This is a genomic window from Chryseobacterium sp. BLS98, assembly GCF_001045445.1.
GTDB lineage: Bacteria > Bacteroidota > Bacteroidia > Flavobacteriales > Weeksellaceae > Chryseobacterium.
This window is the reverse complement of record NZ_LFNF01000003.1, coordinates 599855-620263: the sequence shown is the minus strand read 5'-3', so window position 1 is coordinate 620263 and position 20409 is coordinate 599855. Positions and strand designations below refer to the sequence as shown.

Genomic DNA, 20409 nt, shown 5'->3' with positions numbered 1-20409 from the left:
AAATAAAAAAACGCACCTCATCGGTGCGTTTTCCAATATTCCTGAAAAGGAAATTATTTTTTCTCTGTAGATCTCTGTAAAACTTCGTCTACCATTCCGTAGCCTTTTGCTTCCTCGGAAGTCATCCAGTAATCTCTGTCTGAAGCTTTTTCCACCCAGTCGTAAGTTTGGCCTGAATGCTGGGCAATAATGTCATAAAGCTCTTTTTTAAGCTTTAACATCTCTCTCAGGTTGATCTCCATGTCAGAAGCTACCCCTTGAGCACCTCCTGAAGGCTGGTGAATCATTACTCTTGAATGCTTAAGCGCCGAACGTTTTCCTTTTTCTCCTGCCACAAGTAAAACGGCTCCCATTGAAGCTGCAATACCTGTACAAATGGTTGCTACATCCGGTTTAATGATTTGCATCGTGTCATAAATTCCTAAACCTGCATACACGCTACCACCCGGAGAGTTGATGTAGATCTGGATATCTTTCGACGGATCTGCACTTTCTAAGAACAAAAGCTGTGCTGTTACGATATTGGCAACCTGGTCGTCAATTCCTGTTCCTAAAAAGATAATTCTGTCCATCATCAGACGTGAAAATACGTCCATCTGTGCAACGTTTAATCTTCTTTCTTCCATGATATACGGCGTAAGGTTCGTTGGGCCGTACATTCCCATATACTGATCGGTAGCCAGACCGCTGTTTCCTAAATGTTTTACAGAGAAATCTCTGAAGTCCTTTTTAATGTCCATATTTCTATTATGTATTATTAACTATTTTTTTCAAAGTTTAAATTACAACTTTTATTCCTAAAATTTTATAGGACTTTTTGTCACAGAATATCTGCCTGATGATCAGCAGAATGTCTGTCATTTATCTTTTTCTATCAACGTAGATGCCTTTGATGGGTGAATATTCGATAATATTGCTCAATCTGATCGAGGCCTGTTTTAGCAGGGTTATTTTTTTAATCAGTTCATAATATTTGGCCTCATCCGTGCCTCTGTGCTCATCCAGCTGTCGCGCTGTTTCTTTAATCAGGTAATCAATGTACCTGTATTTATGCAGCAGAACGTCGCCTTGTACCTGTTCCGCTATTTTGTCACCGTAATTGGGTGGATAGATATTCCTGGAGCCCCAGTTTTCAAGCTCATCCAGCGGCATTAATGCATCAACTACCTTGGAAGTAATTTCTTCATCCATAAACGTTACAAAAAAATTACCGCTTCTCAGCTCATCTTTTTGGATGCCTTCTCTTACCTGATTGATGATAATTTCATTTCCTTTTACCAGAAAATTATACTGTTCTTCTTCAAAATGCATCAGGATTTCTTCAATTACCGTGATCTGATACTCTTCATTCTTTTCGTTTCTTCTTTTTAAAACAATATCTCCGAACATCAGCATATGATCGACCAGTTTACTTTCCATAAACAGTACATCGTACAGATAAGGATCTTCCTTTTCTTCATCTAAAGGAACAATCTCCAGCTTCGGCTGAATTTTTTCCTTCTGCTGCTGAACATGCTGATTCTGGTTCTGTGTGATCTGCTTCTGAACGTCCAGCTCATTGAAAAGACTCTGCTCGGAAAGACCAAATTTATTGGAAACCTCTTTCAGATAGACTTCTCTTTTCAAAGCGTTCTGAACAAAGCCGACAGATTTTACAATATCCCTGATGGCTTCAGCTTTTTTGATAGGATCGTTCCCGACTTCCTTTAAAAGAATTTCAGCTTTAAAATCGATGAAATCCATCGCTTCATTTTCGATGAATTTTTCTACATATTCCTGCGAATGTTTTCTGGAAAAGGAATCAGGATCGTCACCATCCGGAAACAGGAGAACGCGGATATTCATTCCTTCTGTCAGAAGCATGTCAATACTCCTGAAGCTGGCCTTGATTCCTGCATTATCACCGTCAAAAAGAATGGTTACATTTTCTGTAAGCCTTTTGATAAGTTTTATCTGTTCCGTTGTCAGAGACGTTCCCGAACTTGCCACTACATTCTCTATTCCGGACATATGAAGTGCTATTACATCCATATATCCTTCCACAAGAAGACATATATTTTTTTTTGAAATCGCCTGCTTACTCTGGTTTAACCCGTAAAGTACATTGGATTTGTGGTAAATTTCCGTCTCAGGGGAATTGAGATATTTGGCTGTTTTTACATTGCTTTTAAGAATTCTGGCCCCAAAGCCTAAAACCCTGCCCGAAAAACTGTGAATCGGGAAAATAACTCTTTCCCGGAAACGATCGATACCTGACGGTGTATTTTCAGGAAATATGGAAAGTCCGGATTTTTCAAGAATTTCTTTTGTATATCCTTTTTCTTCGGCATATGCTGTGAAAGCATTTTTCTTTTCAGGAGAATAACCAAGCTGGAATTTCTTAATGATATCATCTTTCAGCTCACGTTCTCTGAAATAGGCCAACCCAATACTTTTCCCTTCTTCCGAATCCCAAAGAATCTCCTGATAATAGCTGTTCGCAACTTCGTGAATTTTATACAGCTGATCTTTCTCTGTCTGGGCATGTTTTGCTTCTTCAGAAAACTCGCGCTGATCTTCTTCAACTTCTATCCCATATTTCTTTGCAGCATGGCGAAGAGCTTCGGGATAGGTAAAGTTTTCGATTTCCATCAGGAAAGAAATGGCAGTTCCTCCTTTACCTGTTGAGAAATCTTTCCAGATCTGCTTGCTTGGCGACACTACAAAACTCGGTGATTTTTCCTCATGAAAAGGACTGAGTCCCTTGAAATTAGACCCCGCTCTCTTCAGCTGAACGTACTCCCCTACAATTTCTTCTACCCGTATCGTTGAGAAAATTTTATCTATGGTCTGCTTGGAAATCATGATGTAAAATTAAGATATTTCTTTTCCTTTAACAAAAAAGAAACTCTACAAAATTTTTTAGTTTACAATATTTTACAATATCTCCCCAAAAGCCTGTTATTTATTCTTCAATAAAAAAGGCCGGGAGTTTACCCGACCTGAAAAAGCACATTAACAAAACTAATTCTTGATGAATTTTATACTTTCTTTTGCATTATTATAATCTATCGTAACCAGATAGTTTCCTTTTCCTAAATCTTTAGTGTATCTGCCCAGCTCTATATTCTTTTCACCTTTTGTCTTTATAGTATATTCATTCATCAATTTCGATGAATAATTGTAGATCTTAACCAATACATCTCCTCTAAGCTCAATTGTGCTTACAAGTTTAGAGCTTTCCATAACAGGATTCCCATCAAGAGTAAACAAAAGATTTTTCTTAACGGATTCAACCTCCTTGTTAACATTATTTCCCTCAGTTGATACAACAAAACCATTCAATAATGTCCTCTTTACACCATTCCCTATTTGAGCATTCAATCTGATAGAATAAATTCCTGTTTCCTCATTGCTAACATCTGCCAAAAATTTATTATCCTGAAGATTGAATTTTACATTTACAGATTTTTCCTTTGATCCCTCTCCTTTTAGGCCTGATACTCTATAAGCTGAACTTTTTAAAAACACTTTATCAAGATCATCTGAACTAAGTTTAGGAAAAGATATTTCCAGATAGGTTTTTCCGTTTTCTTTGATCATTTTATACTCCATCGGGTTATCTATTCCGTCTTTTACTATTGCAATAAACTCAGAGTTGCTGCTAAGTTTAACTTGTCTGTTTTCCGGGCTATAATTGGATGACAGTATGTGATTTTCTGTATTCCTATTATCTCTTGTTTCCGGCTTGATCTGGCTAAGGGTCTTTCCTGTCATTGGGTCTGTAATATTTACAGAGGCGTTTGAATTCTTTGTAATAATTTCAAACTGAATATTTTTTGCATCCTTGCTTAACTGTAAACTCTCCGGTTCTTCGCTTGAAACTAGTTGATAATTGCTGACAGCTTTAAGTTCCTTATTTTCAGGCTGCGTTGTTTTGCCAGAAACTCCCGTGTTAACAACCTGTCCGTCTAATACAGGCTTGATGGCCTGATTCCAAACATTTTGCCCTAAAACTATGTCTGCGTGATTAATATATCCTCTGGGATCACTGTCTGTCATTAGCTGCTTTGCTCCTGGTCTTGTAGAACTGTAGAATGGAGTCACCCCATCATTCTTTCCACCTCCCAACAAGGAAATTCCAGCACCCGATGGAATAAGCAATGCAGAAAGGTACCCTAACGGTCTACTGTATCCCCAGGCACCTAAGCTATAGAACTTCTGAGGCTGATTAAGGGGATGATTATCCATATAGGGTCTGAAATAGGTTTCGCAGTAATAGGTAGTGGATAATTGAGATCCTGTACCTAGTCCTAGTGCACCTGTTATCCATTCTAATCCCGGATAGTTGGCAAAATCTGCAAGCTGGGTTCCCCAGTGAGGTGTTCCCAAAGTAATCACCTTATCTACTTTATCAATTTTTTGATATTCCAATAATGCAACATCTGCAGCCTTTCCTCCATTACTATGGGTAATGAGAGTAACCACATCTGTTCCACAATATGTCCCTACCTGATCGATAGAGCGAGATAAAATTTCACCGTTTTCCCAATCTCCCTTAAGCCTACTGGTAGCTACAAAAGCAGTTTTATATCCGGCTTGATAAGCATCCTTATACAGAGAATTCCCAATAAGCATAATTTCTGTTGAAGTAACAAAACCGTGAGTAAATAAAATGGTTTTCCCATTATAATTAGGAGGCGTGGTCCCATATAAGATGTTATTTCCCAAAAGACTGTTAAGATAGTTTAGGGATAATGAATGAGGCTCCGGCAAAGTGGCATACGGAAGCTGCTGGGTAAAAAGCTTACCTGAAATAATAAGTAAGCACAAGAACAAAATTTTTTTCATAACGTAATTGCTTTAAATTGTTATCGGTTATAAAATTAATACACTCAACTGTGAAAGTTATCAATTCTTTCTATAAATCGCTATATTAAAAATAAATAAACATATTGAAAATCAGATACATACATTTAACAAAATACTTACAAACGAATCCATTAATAAAAAATTAATCCTTTATGAATTTTATACTTTCTTTTGTATTGTTATAATCCACTATAACCACATAGTTTCCTTTTCCTAAGCCTTTAGTGTACTTGCCCAGTTCTATATTCCTTTCACCTTTTGCCTTTACCGTATATTCATTCATCAATTTTGATGCATAGTTATAGATCTTAACCGATACATTTCCTCTTAGCTCGGTTCCGCTTACAAGTTTAGAGCTTTCTATAACGGGATTTCCATCAAGAGCAAACACAAGATCTTTTTTAACAGATTCAACAGTCTTATTAACATCATTTCCCACAGTTGATACAACAAAACCATTCAATAATGTCCTCTTTATACCATTCCCTATTTGAGCATTTAATTTGATAGAATAAACGCCTGATTCCTCATTGCTCACATCTGCCAAAAATTTATTATCCTGAAGATTGAATTTTACATTTACAGATTTTTCTTTTACTCCCTCTCCTTTTAGACCTGATACTCTGTAAGCTGAACTTTTTAGAACCACTTTATTAAGATCATCTGAAGTAAGTTTAGGAAAAGATATTTCCAGATAGGTTTTTCCGTTTTCTTTGACTACTTTATATTCCATCGGATTATCTATTCCATCTTGCACTACTGCAATAAATTCAGAATTGCTGTTAAGCTTAATTGGTCTGTTTTCCAAGGTATAATTGGATGACAGTAAATGATTTTCTGCATTCCTGTTATCTTTTATTTCTGGTCTGATCTGTCTAAACGCCTTTCCTGTCATTGGGTCTGTGATATCTACGGAGGCGTTTGAATTCTTTGTAATAATTTCAAACTGAACATTTTTTGCATCCTTACTTAGCTGTAAACTCTCTGGTTCTTCGCTTGAAACCAGCTGATAATTGCTGACAGCTTTAAGTTCCTTATTTTCAGACTGCGTTGTTCTGCCAGAAACTCCCGTGTTAACAACCTGTCCGTCTAATACAGGCTTGATCGCTTCATCCCAAACGTAAATACCTTCCATGATATCTACATGGTTAATATATCCTCTGGGATCAGTGTCTGTCATTAGTTGCTTTGCTCCTGGTCTTGTAGAACTGTAGAATGGAGTCACCCCATCATTCTTTCCGCCTCCTAAAGCAGCAATCGTAGTACCGGCCGGGATAATTACTGGAGACAGCAATCCTAACGGTCTGCTGAATCCCCAGGCACCTAAGCTATAGAACTTCTGAGGCTGGTTAAGGGGATGACTGTCCATATAAGGCCTGAAATAGGTTTCACAGTAATAGGTAGTGGACAATTGAGATCCTGTACCTAATCCTAGTGCACCTGTTATCCATTCTAATCCCGGATAATTAGCAAAATCTGCAATTTGGGTTCCCCAGTGAGGTGTTCCCAAGGTAATCACCTTATTTATTTTATTAATTTTCTGATATTCCAATAAGGCGACATCTGCTGCTTTTCCTCCATTACTGTGTGCTATAATGGTCATAGTATTTGTATTTAAATGATTCCCTACCTGATCAATGGCACGAGATAGAATTTCACCATTTTCCCAATCCCCTTTAAGTCTGCTGGTAGCTACAAAAGCAGTTTTATAGCCTGCAGTATAAGCCTCCTTATACATCGAGTTACCGATAAGCAGAGATTCTGTTGATCCTATAAAACCATGGGTAAAAAGTATGGTCTTCCCATTGTAGTTAGGAGGCGTAGCTCCATATAAAATATTATTCCCCACAAGACTGTTAAGATAGTTCAGGGATAATAAATGAGGCTCCGGTAAAGTAGCATACGGAAGCTGTTGTGTAAAGAACTTACCCGAAATAATGAGTAAGCATAAAAACAGAAATTTTTTCATAACGCAAAAGTTTAAATTGTTATCAGGCTTAAAATTAATACACTCCACTGTGAAAATCATTAATATTTCACAAAAACAATCATGCGACACATAATTAAAGTTATTGATAATCAAATACATACAATAAATAAAATACATGCAAATTAATCCGTTAACAAAAATTAACAGAAAATATCCGGGGATTAAAAAAGAAAATAAAATAAGAATAAGCACTTTATGAATTTTATACTTTCATGTATCATTTCATTCACTTAATATTGTAATGCATTACAAGCTTTGATTTCCTGATATAATAAAACTTGTTATTAGAAGACAAAGCTTTTTTTGCGACGGCTACAAATAAAAAATAACAATTTAGAAGTAAATTTGCTCCATGAAAGTAAAGTCTTATAATGAATGGGACCAGATCGTTGAACAGATCATTCCGCAATTAAAACATAATATCCTTTTACTTAAAGGGAATCTCGGGGCAGGTAAAACGACATTTACCCAGTTTCTTCTTAAAAAACTGGAAAGTAACGATGAAGTGACCTCTCCTACCTACTCTATTGTCAACGAATATAATACACCCAAAGGAAAGGTTTACCATTTTGACCTTTACCGTTTAAAAAACATCGAAGAAGTGTATGACATCGGCATTGAAGAGTACCTGGACAATGCTTTTTTATGCATCATAGAATGGCCGGAAGTATACGAAGAAGAGCTGTACGGGCTTAAGTACCACACTATGAGCATTGTGAATACGGGCGATGAAAGAGAAGTTTTATTCGAGTAAATATTATGTATCTTTGCTTCCTAATTCATAGTAAAATAACAACCTGTAAGATCTAATTTAATTAAAGAATGAGTACTACAAACATTTTTACTCCTTTTACTGAAGAAGAATTGATGCCGAAGGAAGAAAAGTTGGAAGTTATCAAGAAAGGAAAACAGTTCAGCATTGGGATTCCTAAGGAAACCTGTCTTAACGAAAGGAGAACGTGCATTACGCCGGATGCTGTGCAGGTTCTTGTAGAACATGGCCACGAGCTCATTATAGAAGCAGGTGCAGGAGAAGGTTCTTTTTTTACAGATCTTCAGTATTCCGAATCCGGGGCAAAGATTACTAATGATCCTAAAGAAGCTTTCGGCCAGGATCTTATTTTAAAAATCAATCCTCCCACGGAAGAAGAAATTGAATACATGAAGCCTAATACTTATTTGGTTTCGGCCCTTCAGATCAATCTCAGGGACAAAGATTACTTTTTAAAGCTGGCAGAAAGAAAAATCAATGCCATTGCGTTTGAATTTATTGTAGATGAGTACAAGCAGCTTGCTTTGGTAAGGCTGGTGGGTGAAATTGCAGGGACCGTTTCTATTTTATATGCATCAGAGCTCCTTGCTTTGTCAAACGGCTTAATGCTGGGTGGCATTACAGGAGTAAGACCTGCAGAAGTTGTTATTTTAGGAGCTGGGATCGTGGGTGAATTCGCTACAAAAGCAGCCATAGGACTTGGAGCAAGTGTAAGGGTTTTCGACAACTCACTTTCAAAGCTGAGAAGACTTCATACCCTTGTAGACAGCCGTGTTCCGACTTCCATTATCGATCCGAAAGAATTAAGCAAAGCATTAAGACGTGCAGATGTTGTTATCGGTGCCTTACCGAGATTAAATATGACCCCGATCGTTACAGAAGAAATGGTTGCAAAAATGAAAAAAGGCAGCGTCATTATTGATATTACGATAGACAATGGCAAGGTCATCGAAACCTCCGAGCTTACGACGATGGATAATCCTTACATTATCAAACACGGCGTAATCCATTGCGGACTTCCGAACCTAACCTCCAGAATGCCGAGAACGACTACAAAAGCCATCTCCAATTTCTTCCTTTCCTATATCCTAAACTACGATGAAGAAGGCGGTTTTGAAAATATGCTGATCCGCAAAAACGAAATGAAGCAGAGTTTATATATGTACAAAGGAAGACACACTAAAAAAGTGATCTGCGATCGTTTCGGGCTTACCTATCATGATATCAATCTTTTAATTTTCTAATGAAAAAACTTAAATTCTATTTAATAGGCCTTATTCCGGGGCTGATTCTTGTATTTTTTATTCTAAACAAAAAAGGGGCGAGCTGCAGTGGGTATCTTCCCAACAGCCGTGTAATTGCAGAAACGCTGTCCAAAGAATTCAAGTATTCCGAAGACGTTAAAAACGGGATGAGTACTTATAAAATTGATGAAAAATTTATAAAAGACAGTATCATCACCAAAGGAAAAGTAGATTTCGACAGAAGTCACGCACAGAAAAAACCTTGTCCTGATTATGTTTTGACCTATCCTGAGAAGAACCCTTCTTATGAGATTACCTTTGAAAAGTGCGAGGAAACGGTTAATATAAACAGTCTGAAAAAACTCAAATGATCCTGAAGATCTTTTACTAAATTTGTATAAAGATCATTAAAGCTATTTTTATGGAAGGCAATTACTACATGATCCACGATTATCTGATATTCATTGGAGTTTTTGCTATTTTCTTTCTGCTTACCGTCAGTATTTACCTGCTCAGTCAAAACAACAGGATCAAACGGAGAAATACCCGCCTCACCGAGACCAACAAACTCATCGAACAGAAACTGAATGAGGTTCAGCTGGAGCATATCGGTACAAAACTGAATCCGCACCTGTTTAAAAACATCCTGAATTCTGTACAGTCGCATGCCTACCAGACGTATATGTCCCTGGATAAGCTCGCCAATGTCCTCGATTATATCCTGTACGAAAGCAATAATAAATTTGTGAGTCCCAAGGAGGAACTGGATTTTGCTTTAAGTCTTATTGAAATCAATAAAATAAAGGTCAATCCACTTTTTGATTTCAGGATTAAATCAAGGATTGATAAATCCGATACCCTTTATGAAGAAAAAGTTTTTGCCCCGCTGATATCCGTTGATCTTATTGAAAATGCTTTTAAGCATACCGATTTTCTGGCCCAGGATTCTTTTATCTCCATTCATATGGAACTTGAAAACAGAATTTTTGTGATGAAGGTGAGCAACAAGGCTTCATTAAAAAACAGTCTTGCAAAAGAAAACAGCGGCTTCGGAAGCCAGTCTCTGGACCAGAGACTTAAAATGATCTACAACAACCATTATCACCTCGAAAAAAGTTCGAAAAACGGTATATTCACAGCAGAATTAAAAATCAATTTAGGAGATTTCTATGATAAAATGCGTTATTCTTGATGATGAATTACTGGCTATCAGTTATTTAAAACTTCTATGTGAGCAAATCGAAAATGTAGAAGTGGTAAAAGTATTTAATGATCCTAAAATTTTTCTGAATGAGATAGACAATATCGACTGTAATCTTTGTATTCTGGATATTGAAATGCCGGGAATGACAGGACTTCAGGTTGCAGAACTTATTTCCGGTTCCAAAAAAATTATTTTCACTACCGCTTACAAAGAATATGCAGCAGAAGCTTTTGACCTGAATGTGGTGGATTATGTGAGAAAACCTATCAAAAAAGAAAGGCTTATCCAGGCCTTTGAAAAAGCAAAAGAACTGGTAGATGTTCCTCATAAAAAGGACCTCATTGAATGGAATACCAATATTGGCCGAACCGTGATCTTTACAGAACAGATCGCATATATAAAAACCTCAGAGATCGACAGCCGCGACAAAGATATTATCCTGAACGACGGTACCACGATCGTCCTGAAAAACCTTACTTTTAAAAATCTTCTTGAAATGCTTCCTGCTAAAGATTTCGCACAGGTGAATAAAAAGGAGATTATTGCTCTTTCTTCCATCAAAGTATTTTCCACCAACGAAATTATCACGACAATTCAGTCGGAAGGAGATAATTTCCTTAAGCTTCAGATCGGAGAGGCTTACAAGCATTCATTAATGGAACTATTCGGAAAGTAGATCTTTCAGACCTTTGCGGTTTTACTGCAAAATGTGGCGGTTTCATTACATCCTACCCTTTTACATTGCCTTTACAACGTATTTTTGTTGCTGATTAAATGATTTTATAATGAAAAACGTTATGTATGCAGCAGGAATTCTCATATCCGGACTTTGCTTGTCACAGGAAACAGGTTTTAAGGTTAAGGCTTCCTTTTTCGATGGAATTGTAGCGGTCGGATATGTGGATCATGGAGCTTTTATCAATTTTACTGGCCCAAATATAAGCTTTACCCATAAAGGTCTTAAACTAATCGCCGGGATGCTTCCTTCTCTCAGGATCAAAGAGGATCGTTCTTCAGGCACCAAAAACAGTCCTGTTACTCCAAACCTTGGAGCCGGGCTTACTGCAGTTTATAAAAAAATCGCACTTCAGATACCAGTCTATTACAACACAAAAACTGCTACAGAAAACGGAACCTGGAAAGTAGGAATAGGATTAGGGTATTCTTTCAGATAGACTTTATTGGAATCAGGAAGATGGAAATCCGAAGAGGGAAGTTATTGAGGTTTGAAATATAACTAAACACTGTTTTATTAATTTCCAGAGCTGCTTTATACGAGTAAAGAATCAAATTTTAAAATAGAAATTAAAAAAACGACCACAATAACTTCCAACCTAATATCATTTTTATTACATTTTTTAGAACATTTATTACATTTTAAAAAGAATAGTATTTAACATCAATATATTCTTATCAACTTTGCATTAAAATATTAGGATCATGAATTGGGGAAAATACAGAAATTTAATTTTTTACATAGCAACCATCGCCTTTTTTTCCTGCCTGATGTACTTCTTCATCATGGAGGGACAGACGCTGGAGATCAAGGAAAATATAGTTGCAAACACCAGCACAGGTTCTACATGGGAAAACTTCCAGGAATCTTTTAAAGCGAATCTTCATCATCCGCTGGCCCTTCTTCTGGCACAGATTGTCACCATTATTCTTGTTGCAAGACTTTTTGGATGGATCTGTATGAAAATTAAGCAGCCTACGGTAATTGGTGAAATGATCGCAGGGATTGTCTTAGGCCCGTCCCTACTCGGGATGTACTTTCCTGAGTTCTCTGCTTTTCTTTTTCCGAAAGAATCTTTGGGTAACTTACAGTTTTTGAGTCAGATAGGCCTTATCTTGTTTATGTATATTGTAGGAATGGAGCTGGATCTCAGTGTCTTAAGAAAAAAAGCACATGATGCGGTAGTCATCAGCCATGCCAGTATCATCATTCCTTTTGCATTGGGTATAGGGCTTTCTTATTTTGTATATCAGGAATTTGCACCGGAAGGTATTCAGTTTACATCATTTGCCCTGTTTATTGCCATTTCAATGAGTATTACGGCATTCCCGGTACTCGCCAGAATTGTTCAGGAGAGAAATCTTCAGAAAACCAAACTCGGAACTATTGTTATTACATGTGCAGCAGCAGATGATATTACGGCATGGTGTATCCTTGCGGCAGTGATTGCCATTGTAAAGGCCGGATCTTTCACCAGTTCCATCTATGTGATCATTATGGCGATTGCCTATGTATTTTTTATGATCAAAATCGTAAGGCCGTTTCTGAAAAGGATCGGAGATTTACAGGCGGGAAAAAATACCATCAGTAAACCAATGGTCGCTATTTTCTTCCTGACTCTTATCCTTTCTGCGTATGCTACTGAAGTTATTGGTATTCATGCTTTATTCGGAGCATTTATGGCAGGTGCTATCATGCCGGAAAATGCCAAATTCCGCACGCTTTTCATCGATAAGGTAGAAGATGTGGCCCTGGTACTTCTTCTTCCGTTATTCTTTGTATTTACGGGTCTCCGTACCCAGATCGGACTATTGAATGACAGCCATTTATGGATGACAGCAGGATTCATCATCTTAACGGCTGTTACAGGAAAGTTTATTGGAAGTGCTCTCACAGCACGGTTCGTCGGCATTAACTGGAAGGAAAGTTTAACGATTGGCGCTCTTATGAATACACGCGGACTCATGGAACTTATTGTCCTGAATATCGGGTATGACCTTGGGGTTTTAAGCCCGGAGATCTTTGCAATGCTGGTGATTATGGCTTTATTTACCACTTTTATGACAGGACCTGCTTTGGACTTTATTAATTTTATTTTTAAATCTAAAAAAAGCTCCGATGAAGATATCCACGACAATAATGACTCAAAATACCGTGTCCTGCTCTCTTTTGATAAACCTGAATCCGGAAGTACACTGCTGAAGCTTGCCCATGATTTCACCAATAAAATGAACGGCAATAAAAGCATTACTGCCATGAATATTGCTCCGGTAGATGAAATGCATGCTTATGATATCAATGAATATGAAGATGCCCAGTTTAAAAACGTTATTGAAACATCACACGACCTGAAACTGGAAGTTACAACCCTCTTCAAAGCTTCCACAGATATTCAAAACGACCTTGCAGGTATTTCAAACAAAGGAAATTATGATCTCCTTTTAATCATGCTTGGGAAGTCAATGTACGAAGGAAGCTTACTGGGAAGGTTGCTGGGATTCACCACTAAAATTATCAATCCTGAAAAGCTTCTAAACACAGTAAAAGGAAAAGGAAATATTTTCAACAACTCCCCTTTTGACGACTTCACCCTTCAAATCCTTGATAAAACCCATATTCCGGTAGGAGTTCTGGTGGAAAAAGATTTCAAATCGGCGGACCGGGTATTTGTCCCTATTTTTAACCTCAGTGATTTTTACCTTCTTGAATATGCGAAAAGACTGATCAATAATAACAATTCCCAGATTGTCATTTTGGATGCAGCCGGACAGATCCGCAATAATATCGAGGTAAAAGAACTGATCAGAAGCATTGAACAGGTAGCCCCGAATCACATCACTTTATATAACGAGAAAAAGATTGAGAAAGAATTCCTGAACTCACAGGATCTGATGCTGGTAAGCAGCAAAAGCTGGAAAAACCTGATCGATACTAAGAGTCTCTGGCTGTCTGATATTCCTTCTACACTGATTATCTCAAACCCATAAAATTAATGTAACAATGTAGCAGTATAACAATGTAACAATAGAATAATCCCAGGGTATTATAATAGATATTTGTAGTATACGGCTTGATTAAATGACTGATAAACTGGTACATTGTTATATTGTTACATTATTTTTCCTTTCTGAGTTGTAGAAGTTTTTGAAATGCCTCGTAAATTCTTTTCTGCTCTCCTGCAATATAATCACTGCTGAAAGGCGCACCACAATCCAGACTATTGGTTACATGAACCAGGTTTTGTTTTTCAAAATAATTTCTGCTTTCCTCAATCTCTGATTTTTTAAAATCAAAAGCTTCCGTATCATTATTTTTTTTCATGGCCTTTACATCATAAAACAGCGGCCGGTTGTAGGTATATATTTTCTCAAAAACAAATGATAGATTTCCATTAAGAAGATAATACTCGGTAAGTACCTGCCCCATTTCACCGTAAAGTCTTGCCGTTATCTTTTCCAAACGCCCCTTCTGCTCATAAAATATAGCTTCTCCGCCTTCTGTGGATTCTCCTTCTATGCCCTTCTTTGTAATAGGACTCCATTTTGTAATAGAATTGATCCTTTTAAAATTGGCACGGATTGGTTTCAGCCTGTCTGTTAAATATTCGTTGACGACAATATCATTTTCCCTGAAAGATTCTTTGATCTTTATCGTATCAGATGGTATGACCTGTAACGAAGAAGGAAGCTTCCGCTTTCCAATTTCGGGTATGAAGGTTTCCATATTGCTCCAATGTATGGCAGCAATTACTACCAGTAAAGGATAAAAACAATTCTTCATGATCATTGTATTTTGCTGTAATATTAATTCTGTTCTGTAATAAACCTAGCTAGCCTTCATGATAACACACTTCACATAACTTAAAAACTGGAGTTACTATCTTTAGAGAGACAGAATCAGTAAGCCTCCATTCTCGCAAAGATCACACTCGTATTCTAATAAAGACTAAACAATATCTAACTTTTGAGGACAGCCCATTGGCTTTTATTTTTCAGAAGTGATTCAATAAGTTTGTTTTGCGTTAGTTCACGAATCTATTTCACTTTAAGAAAAGTTCCTTCTAATGTTGCATTCAGTCCAAATTCACAGTCACGCGACTGCCCAGACGGAACTGGTGTTATTGATATAAATCCATTATAAAAGGTCGCGAGGAATGAACATGATTTATTGATTTCAATAGTAAACTGATTATTTTTAATCATCACCTCTCCTGATGCATCTGCAATATTTCTCCCCGGAGCACTGGTCACAGAACCAATGTCATAAGAATATATCTGACCCTTTATTTTTTTAATAGTAATACTTCCCTGATACCCATCTTCTCCATATTGATAGGTATACGTTCCTTCAAAATGATCAGATAGAACAGGTGAAAATATTTCCGGCTTCGGATTTATTTTAGTTTGGACATCCAGTGCCATGGGATAAACTGCATCAGACTTTGTGGAAGACCAGGTTCCCTCTAATTTTCCATTTTTTAAGACCGCGTCAATAATTCCGCTGATATTCCCATCTTTTTCAAATTCCTCCAGGTGATAATGAGTTCCAGAATCCAGCGTCCCTATTATTTTAATGGGTTTCTTTTCTTTGGTCTTTACATATCTGATGTTCCCTAAAACAACGTTCTTTGAAACGCTGACGGTCAGTTCAACAGGGATTTTTTGGTCAATAAGACCGCTCAAACTATAACTCGCATCAGTAATCTTTTGCTGAGCTTGACAGATGCCTGTGGCAAAGCATATTATGAATGTTATTTTTTTCAGATAGTTCATATTATTAGATTTTAATGATAAAATGGAGAGGGTTCAGTGAAATCATTTTTTCACAAAAAGGCCTTGTCATACAAAAGTACAAAAAGACGGCTATTACACTACCCTTCTAACAGGAAAAGCCGGTTAAAATTGAATTGTATTTTACGGATTAAAAAGGAATCCCTAACAAAAAACAACTGATATTCAATACCTATAAAGACAAACATTTAAAATCGTAGATTGGGACAGTTTCAAATAAGAATATTCATTATTTTTGAACCACTCTAAAAAGTAAATTTAAAATTCCATTAATGAAAAAAATAAGTTTCGCCTGCCTCAGTCTTTTAATTTTTACGGCCTGTAAAAATGAGTCAGAAAAAACAGTGAATGCAGCCGTAGCTGTTCAAAAAGACAGTATTCCTTCTAAGGCAGCAGCTACAGAAAATGCCTATGCTTCTCAAACCAAAGAAATTCCTGTCCTGAAAGAATGTACAGAAAAACAGATTGAATACGAGACCCAACAGGAATGTGTCTTTAAAAATATCAGTATTGAGCAGGTTTATAAAAGAACAATCAAAGACAAGGAAATTGAAAAGGCAGAACTTCTGTTGACCGATCTGCCGGAAGAAAGCATTACCAAAGAAATAAATAAGGATGGGCTTATCTCTATAAGCTACACCATTACTCCCAAAAAGACAGACATTGAATTTCAGTTTGAAGGTGGCGTAACAACTTTAAGCCTGGAACAGCTTGATAAGGATGTAAAAAGAATAATCATCCACAGTGCCGATTAATGAAACCGGAATCAAAATGAGAATTAAAATCAAAAATATTCCGAGTTTAAAAAATATTTTATACCTTCGCTCTGTGAATTTCAATAACGGAACATATTATTATAGAATTTTTAACTCAGAACTGGGCTAGGATTCTTATGAACATAACTTAAAACCTCGTCCCAGGACGGGGTTTTTTATTTTAAAAATTTAAAAAGATGAAAATAAGTATTATTGGTACAGGTTTAATCGGAGGCTCAATGGCTTTGAAATTAAGAGAAAAAGGCATTGCAGATTTTATCTACGGGATCGATAATAATCAGCAGCATATCAGTGAAGCGCTGAGCCTTAATATTATTGATGCCGGTACAGATCTCGAATATGGTGTTAAAAATGCCGACTTTATCATTATTGCTGTTCCTGTGGATGCAGCCAGAAAGCTATTGCCCGGAGTACTGGACCTTATATCCGATCAACAGACTGTGATGGATGCCGGATCTACTAAAGCCGGAATTGTCAATACCGTAAAAGATCATCCGATGCGCTCCAGATTTGTAGCTTTCCACCCAATGTGGGGTACGGAAAACAGCGGCCCCGGATCTGCCGTTTCCGAGAGTTTTACCGGAAAGGCCGGAGTCATCTGCAATAAGGAAGAATCTGCAGCCGATGCGCTTCAGTTGGTCGAAAAAGTGGCAGAAAGCCTGGACATGCACCTGATCTACATGAATGCAGAGGATCATGACATTCATACAGCTTATATTTCCCATATTTCCCATATTACATCCTATGCTTTAGCTAATACTGTTCTGGAAAAAGAGCGCGAAGAAGAGACTATTTTTCAACTTGCCAGCTCTGGTTTTTCCAGTACCGTACGTCTTGCCAAATCTCACCCTGAAATGTGGGTTCCTATCTTTAAGCAAAATAAAGAAAATGTACTGGACGTCCTGAATGAGCACATCACCCAGCTTAGGAAATTCAAGGCTGCACTCGAAAAGGAAAACTATGAATATCTTGAAGAACTGATCAGCAATGCCAACAGGATCAGGGGAATTTTGAGGTAATTTTTTTGGCGAAAAGGTGAAAAGGCGAATTTGTTGATTTGCTAATTCGATGATTTGATGATTCGCTAAATAATTACAATATTCAACTAAAAAAGGGCAAAATCGATTGTATTAACCGGTTTTGCCCTTTTGCTTTTTACTATTTAGCCTTTTTGCTTCTTAACATTCAGGAACGTTTACTGCAATGGCCAAACCTCCTTCTGAAGTTTCCTTGAAGCGGTCACTCATGGACAAAGCAGTTTCCCACATCGTCTGAATTACCTCATCCAGCGTTACTTTTGCTTTGGCAGGATCGCTTTCAAGGGCAATATTGGCTGCTGTGATTGCTTTCATGGCACCCATTGTATTTCTTTCGATGCATGGAATCTGTACAAGTCCTCTGATCGGATCGCAGGTAAGTCCTAAGTGGTGTTCCATAGCAATTTCCGCTGCCATTAATACCTGACCTATACTTCCTCCTAAAATTTCCGTAAGTCCCGCTGCTGCCATGGCAGAAGAGACTCCTATTTCCGCCTGGCATCCACCCATTGCAGCAGAAATCGTTGCATTTTTTTTGAATAAAGTTCCGATCTCACCAGCTACGAGCAGAAATCTTACGATATCATCTTCACTCGTGAATTCCGTAAAGGCCTGTGAATACATTAAAACAGCCGGAATCACACCGCTGGCCCCATTCGTAGGTGCTGTGATAATCCTTCCGAAACTGGCGTTCTCTTCATTTACGGCAAGCGCAAAACAGGCGATCCATTTATTGATATTCGTGAAATTCTCTTCCGCATCTACTACCTGCTGAAACCATTCATCAATATTGCTATAAATTTTATCTCCCAGAAGCTTTCTGTTAATCCCTGCAGCTCTTCTGGTAACATTTAATCCTCCCGGTAAGATGCCTTCTTTGTTAACTCCTTTGTAGATGCATTCTTTGATATTTCTCCAGATATTCAGGGCTTCCTTTCTCGTTTCTTCCTGGGATCTCCAGCTTTCTTCATTAACAAGGATCAGGTCTGAAAATCTTTCAAAACCTAACTTCTCACAGTATTTGATAATATCCGAGCCGTGATGGCATGGGTACAGGGTCCGCACACAGTGTTTCTGTATGGAATTTTTTTCCTGACTGGCAATGAATCCGCCGCCTACAGAATAAAAATCCTGAACAAGCTCGGTTCCGTCTTCAAAAACAGCCTTAAAAATCATTCCGTTAGGATGAAAATCAAGGGATTTCTGCATATTTAAAACCAAATGATACCCATAGATAAAGGGAATTTCTTTTTCTCCACCCAGGTTAATGATCTGGTCTCTTTTTATTTTCTCTATTTTTTCATCAATTTTTGAGGTATTGATGGTGGTAAAGTCTTCACCGTTCAACCCAAGCATTCCGGCAATATCTGTTCCGTGCCCGATCCCAGTTTTGGCTAAAGAACCGAAGAATTCGAGGAAAACCTCCTTCACCTCTTCAATTGACCTTTCTCTTTTTATAATTCTGATGAATGCAGACGCTGCATTCCAAGGCCCCATCGTATGTGAACTGGATGGGCCTATTCCTACTTTAATAATTTCAAAAACCGATATTGATTCCATAAATCACTGTTCATTTCCACTGAAAACAAAGATACATGATAAAATATTAATACCATCAGTCTGAAATTAGGTTTATTTTTTAATTTACCATTTCAGGCTTTCTTCGTGCTGGGAAATGTCAAGTCCTTTATTTTCAGACTCTTCGGAAACCCTGAGGGTAATCATTGCATTGGTTATTTTATATAAAAGCAAGGAACCGAAAAATGTAAAAACCGACACAAGCACCAGAGCAGCCATATGATGGGCAAAAACCTCAATGCCTCCGTGAAGAAGGCTGGCGTTTTCACCATGGGCAAAAACAGCGGTAAGGATCATTCCCATGATACCTCCTACTCCATGGCATGCAAAAACATCCAGGGTATCATCTATCTTCTTTAAAGCTTTCCAGTTCACCATCAGATTGGAAACAATAGCTGTTGCAAATCCTATAAAAAGACTTTCCGGGATCGTTACAAAACCACAGCCGGGAGTAATGGCAACAAGTCCCACAACAGCTCCGATGCAAGCTCCTAAGGCGGAAATACTTCTTCCGTTGATCCTGTCAAAGAATATCCAGGTCATCATGGCAGAGGCAGAGGCAATAGTAGTCGTTCCAAAAGCCGTTGCTGCAGAAGCATTGGCACTTAAGGCAGAACCTGCATTAAAACCGAACCATCCGAACCATAGCATACCGGTTCCAAGAAGAACATAGGGAATATTGGAAGGCTCATGATGCGGATTTTTCCTGTTTCCAAGCACTAAAGCACCCGCCAAAGCAGCGAAACCGGCACTCATATGGACAACTGTCCCGCCTGCAAAGTCTTTTACTCCAAAATATTTATTCAAAAGCCCGTCAGGATGCCACACCATATGACAAAGCGGAGTATAAATGAATAAGCTGAAAAGCACCATGAACAGCAGATAGGAAATAAAACGCACCCGTTCGGCAAAAGAGCCTGTGATAAGAGCTGGAGTAATCACAGCAAATTTCATCTGAAAAAGGGCAAAAAGGACGAAAGGAATCGTGGAAGCCATCATTTTGTGAGGTAATGCCCCAACGTGGCTGAAAAACGGATAACTCAACGGGTTTCCTATGATTCCGTAGTGTACTCCATTAATTTCAAAGCCTAAAGAGTCTCCAAATGACAGGGAAAAACCAACGACCACCCACAAAATGGAAATAACACCAAGCGCAATAAAACTTTGAAGCATTGTGGAAATTACATTTTTCTTTCCTACCATTCCCCCATAAAAGAATGACAGCCCGGGTGTCATCAGCAATACAAGTCCGGCGGCAGCAAGAATCCAGGCCACATCTGCTCCTACAATTTTGTCTTCGCTAAGAAAATTTCCTGTGTTGGGAAGATCTGCAACAGGACTCCAGAATAATCCTCCGAATGCCACAAGGGTAATGACAGAGAACGACACGATCCACTTTAAACCAATTTTCATATAATTTACATTTAACCC

Annotated in this window: 17 protein-coding genes; 9 read left to right on the top strand and 8 right to left on the bottom strand. The window is 37.9% G+C overall.

Annotated elements, in window-relative coordinates; all coding sequences use genetic code 11:
- Positions 1–53: 53 nt before the first annotated feature.
- The 4 genes from clpP to ACM40_RS14035 form a co-directional block, all read right to left on the bottom strand.
- Positions 54–740, bottom strand: a complete 687-nt coding sequence (gene clpP / locus ACM40_RS14050; RefSeq protein ID WP_040995771.1) for an ATP-dependent Clp endopeptidase proteolytic subunit ClpP — start codon at positions 738–740, stop codon at positions 54–56.
- Between the two features lie 121 nt (positions 741–861).
- Complete coding sequence (dnaG, locus tag ACM40_RS14045) at positions 862–2844, bottom strand: DNA primase (RefSeq protein WP_048503381.1); 1983 nt, start codon at positions 2842–2844, stop codon at positions 862–864.
- A gap of 159 nt (positions 2845–3003) precedes the next feature.
- Positions 3004–4830: a hypothetical protein gene (locus ACM40_RS14040; protein ID WP_048503380.1), complete on the bottom strand. Its 1827-nt coding sequence runs from the start codon at positions 4828–4830 to the stop codon at positions 3004–3006.
- Positions 4831–4993: 163 nt separating this feature from the next.
- Positions 4994–6820, bottom strand: a complete 1827-nt coding sequence (locus tag ACM40_RS14035; RefSeq protein ID WP_048503379.1) for a hypothetical protein — start codon at positions 6818–6820, stop codon at positions 4994–4996.
- A 373-nt stretch (positions 6821–7193) separates the two neighbouring features.
- On the opposite strand from ACM40_RS14035, the gene tsaE reads away from it, so the two are divergent.
- The 7 genes from tsaE (at position 7194) to ACM40_RS14000 (ending at position 13784) form a co-directional block, all read left to right on the top strand.
- A complete protein-coding gene (gene tsaE, locus ACM40_RS14030; protein ID WP_048503378.1) occupies positions 7194–7595 on the top strand; it encodes a tRNA (adenosine(37)-N6)-threonylcarbamoyltransferase complex ATPase subunit type 1 TsaE in 402 nt (133 codons plus the stop codon).
- A 68-nt stretch (positions 7596–7663) separates the two neighbouring features.
- Entirely contained in the window at positions 7664–8857 is a 1194-nt protein-coding gene (locus tag ACM40_RS14025; protein ID WP_048503377.1) for an alanine dehydrogenase, read from the top strand.
- Positions 8857–9228, top strand: coding sequence for a hypothetical protein (locus tag ACM40_RS14020; protein ID WP_048503376.1), 372 nt, complete (start codon positions 8857–8859; stop codon positions 9226–9228). The genes ACM40_RS14025 and ACM40_RS14020 overlap by 1 nt, the downstream gene beginning before the upstream one ends.
- A gap of 50 nt (positions 9229–9278) precedes the next feature.
- Positions 9279–10049, top strand: a complete 771-nt coding sequence (locus tag ACM40_RS14015) for a sensor histidine kinase (RefSeq protein WP_083996865.1) — start codon at positions 9279–9281, stop codon at positions 10047–10049.
- Positions 10027–10737, top strand: coding sequence for a LytR/AlgR family response regulator transcription factor (locus ACM40_RS14010; RefSeq protein WP_048503375.1), 711 nt, complete (start codon positions 10027–10029; stop codon positions 10735–10737). The genes ACM40_RS14015 and ACM40_RS14010 overlap by 23 nt, the downstream gene beginning before the upstream one ends.
- 109 nt (positions 10738–10846) lie before the next feature.
- Positions 10847–11236 carry a hypothetical protein gene (locus ACM40_RS14005; protein WP_048503374.1) on the top strand — a complete coding sequence of 130 codons (390 nt, stop codon included), beginning with the start codon at positions 10847–10849 and terminating at the stop codon, positions 11234–11236.
- A gap of 265 nt (positions 11237–11501) precedes the next feature.
- A complete protein-coding gene (locus ACM40_RS14000; RefSeq protein ID WP_048503373.1) occupies positions 11502–13784 on the top strand; it encodes a cation:proton antiporter in 2283 nt (760 codons plus the stop codon).
- A 127-nt stretch (positions 13785–13911) separates the two neighbouring features.
- Here the strand turns inward: ACM40_RS14000 and ACM40_RS13995 are convergent, their stop codons facing one another.
- Together ACM40_RS13995 and ACM40_RS13990 are read right to left on the bottom strand one after the other, a co-directional pair.
- Positions 13912–14577: a hypothetical protein gene (locus tag ACM40_RS13995; RefSeq protein ID WP_048503771.1), complete on the bottom strand. Its 666-nt coding sequence runs from the start codon at positions 14575–14577 to the stop codon at positions 13912–13914.
- A 254-nt stretch (positions 14578–14831) separates the two neighbouring features.
- Positions 14832–15569 (bottom strand): hypothetical protein, encoded by a 738-nt coding sequence (locus ACM40_RS13990; protein WP_048503372.1) that lies wholly within the window; start codon positions 15567–15569, stop codon positions 14832–14834.
- A gap of 290 nt (positions 15570–15859) precedes the next feature.
- Between ACM40_RS13990 and ACM40_RS13985 the strand changes: the two genes are divergently transcribed.
- Both ACM40_RS13985 and ACM40_RS13980 read left to right on the top strand, forming a co-directional pair.
- The gene (locus tag ACM40_RS13985) at positions 15860–16342 is read left to right on the top strand and encodes a hypothetical protein (RefSeq protein ID WP_048503371.1); all 483 of its coding nucleotides are present in this window, start codon (positions 15860–15862) and stop codon (positions 16340–16342) included.
- Between the two features lie 197 nt (positions 16343–16539).
- Complete coding sequence (locus tag ACM40_RS13980; protein ID WP_048503370.1) at positions 16540–17382, top strand: prephenate dehydrogenase; 843 nt, start codon at positions 16540–16542, stop codon at positions 17380–17382.
- Positions 17383–17541: 159 nt separating this feature from the next.
- Here ACM40_RS13980 and ACM40_RS13975 read toward each other — a convergent pair whose 3' ends face one another.
- A complete protein-coding gene (locus ACM40_RS13975) occupies positions 17542–18960 on the bottom strand; it encodes an L-serine ammonia-lyase (RefSeq protein ID WP_048503369.1) in 1419 nt (472 codons plus the stop codon).
- An 84-nt stretch (positions 18961–19044) separates the two neighbouring features.
- A complete protein-coding gene (locus ACM40_RS13970) occupies positions 19045–20391 on the bottom strand; it encodes an ammonium transporter (protein WP_048503770.1) in 1347 nt (448 codons plus the stop codon).
- Positions 20392–20409 lie beyond the last annotated feature (18 nt).

Coding starts and splice junctions, on each gene's coding strand:
- clpP (WP_040995771.1), bottom strand. CDS start 740: ATGGACATTAAAAAGGACTTCAGAGATTTCTCTGTAAAACATTTAGGA.
- dnaG (WP_048503381.1), bottom strand. CDS start 2,844: ATGATTTCCAAGCAGACCATAGATAAAATTTTCTCAACGATACGGGTA.
- ACM40_RS14040 (WP_048503380.1), bottom strand. CDS start 4,830: ATGAAAAAAATTTTGTTCTTGTGCTTACTTATTATTTCAGGTAAGCTT.
- ACM40_RS14035 (WP_048503379.1), bottom strand. CDS start 6,820: ATGAAAAAATTTCTGTTTTTATGCTTACTCATTATTTCGGGTAAGTTC.
- tsaE (WP_048503378.1), top strand. CDS start 7,194: ATGAAAGTAAAGTCTTATAATGAATGGGACCAGATCGTTGAACAGATC.
- ACM40_RS14025 (WP_048503377.1), top strand. CDS start 7,664: ATGAGTACTACAAACATTTTTACTCCTTTTACTGAAGAAGAATTGATG.
- ACM40_RS14020 (WP_048503376.1), top strand. CDS start 8,857: ATGAAAAAACTTAAATTCTATTTAATAGGCCTTATTCCGGGGCTGATT.
- ACM40_RS14015 (WP_083996865.1), top strand. CDS start 9,279: ATGGAAGGCAATTACTACATGATCCACGATTATCTGATATTCATTGGA.
- ACM40_RS14010 (WP_048503375.1), top strand. CDS start 10,027: ATGATAAAATGCGTTATTCTTGATGATGAATTACTGGCTATCAGTTAT.
- ACM40_RS14005 (WP_048503374.1), top strand. CDS start 10,847: ATGAAAAACGTTATGTATGCAGCAGGAATTCTCATATCCGGACTTTGC.
- ACM40_RS14000 (WP_048503373.1), top strand. CDS start 11,502: ATGAATTGGGGAAAATACAGAAATTTAATTTTTTACATAGCAACCATC.
- ACM40_RS13995 (WP_048503771.1), bottom strand. CDS start 14,577: ATGAAGAATTGTTTTTATCCTTTACTGGTAGTAATTGCTGCCATACAT.
- ACM40_RS13990 (WP_048503372.1), bottom strand. CDS start 15,569: ATGAACTATCTGAAAAAAATAACATTCATAATATGCTTTGCCACAGGC.
- ACM40_RS13985 (WP_048503371.1), top strand. CDS start 15,860: ATGAAAAAAATAAGTTTCGCCTGCCTCAGTCTTTTAATTTTTACGGCC.
- ACM40_RS13980 (WP_048503370.1), top strand. CDS start 16,540: ATGAAAATAAGTATTATTGGTACAGGTTTAATCGGAGGCTCAATGGCT.
- ACM40_RS13975 (WP_048503369.1), bottom strand. CDS start 18,960: ATGGAATCAATATCGGTTTTTGAAATTATTAAAGTAGGAATAGGCCCA.
- ACM40_RS13970 (WP_048503770.1), bottom strand. CDS start 20,391: ATGAAAATTGGTTTAAAGTGGATCGTGTCGTTCTCTGTCATTACCCTT.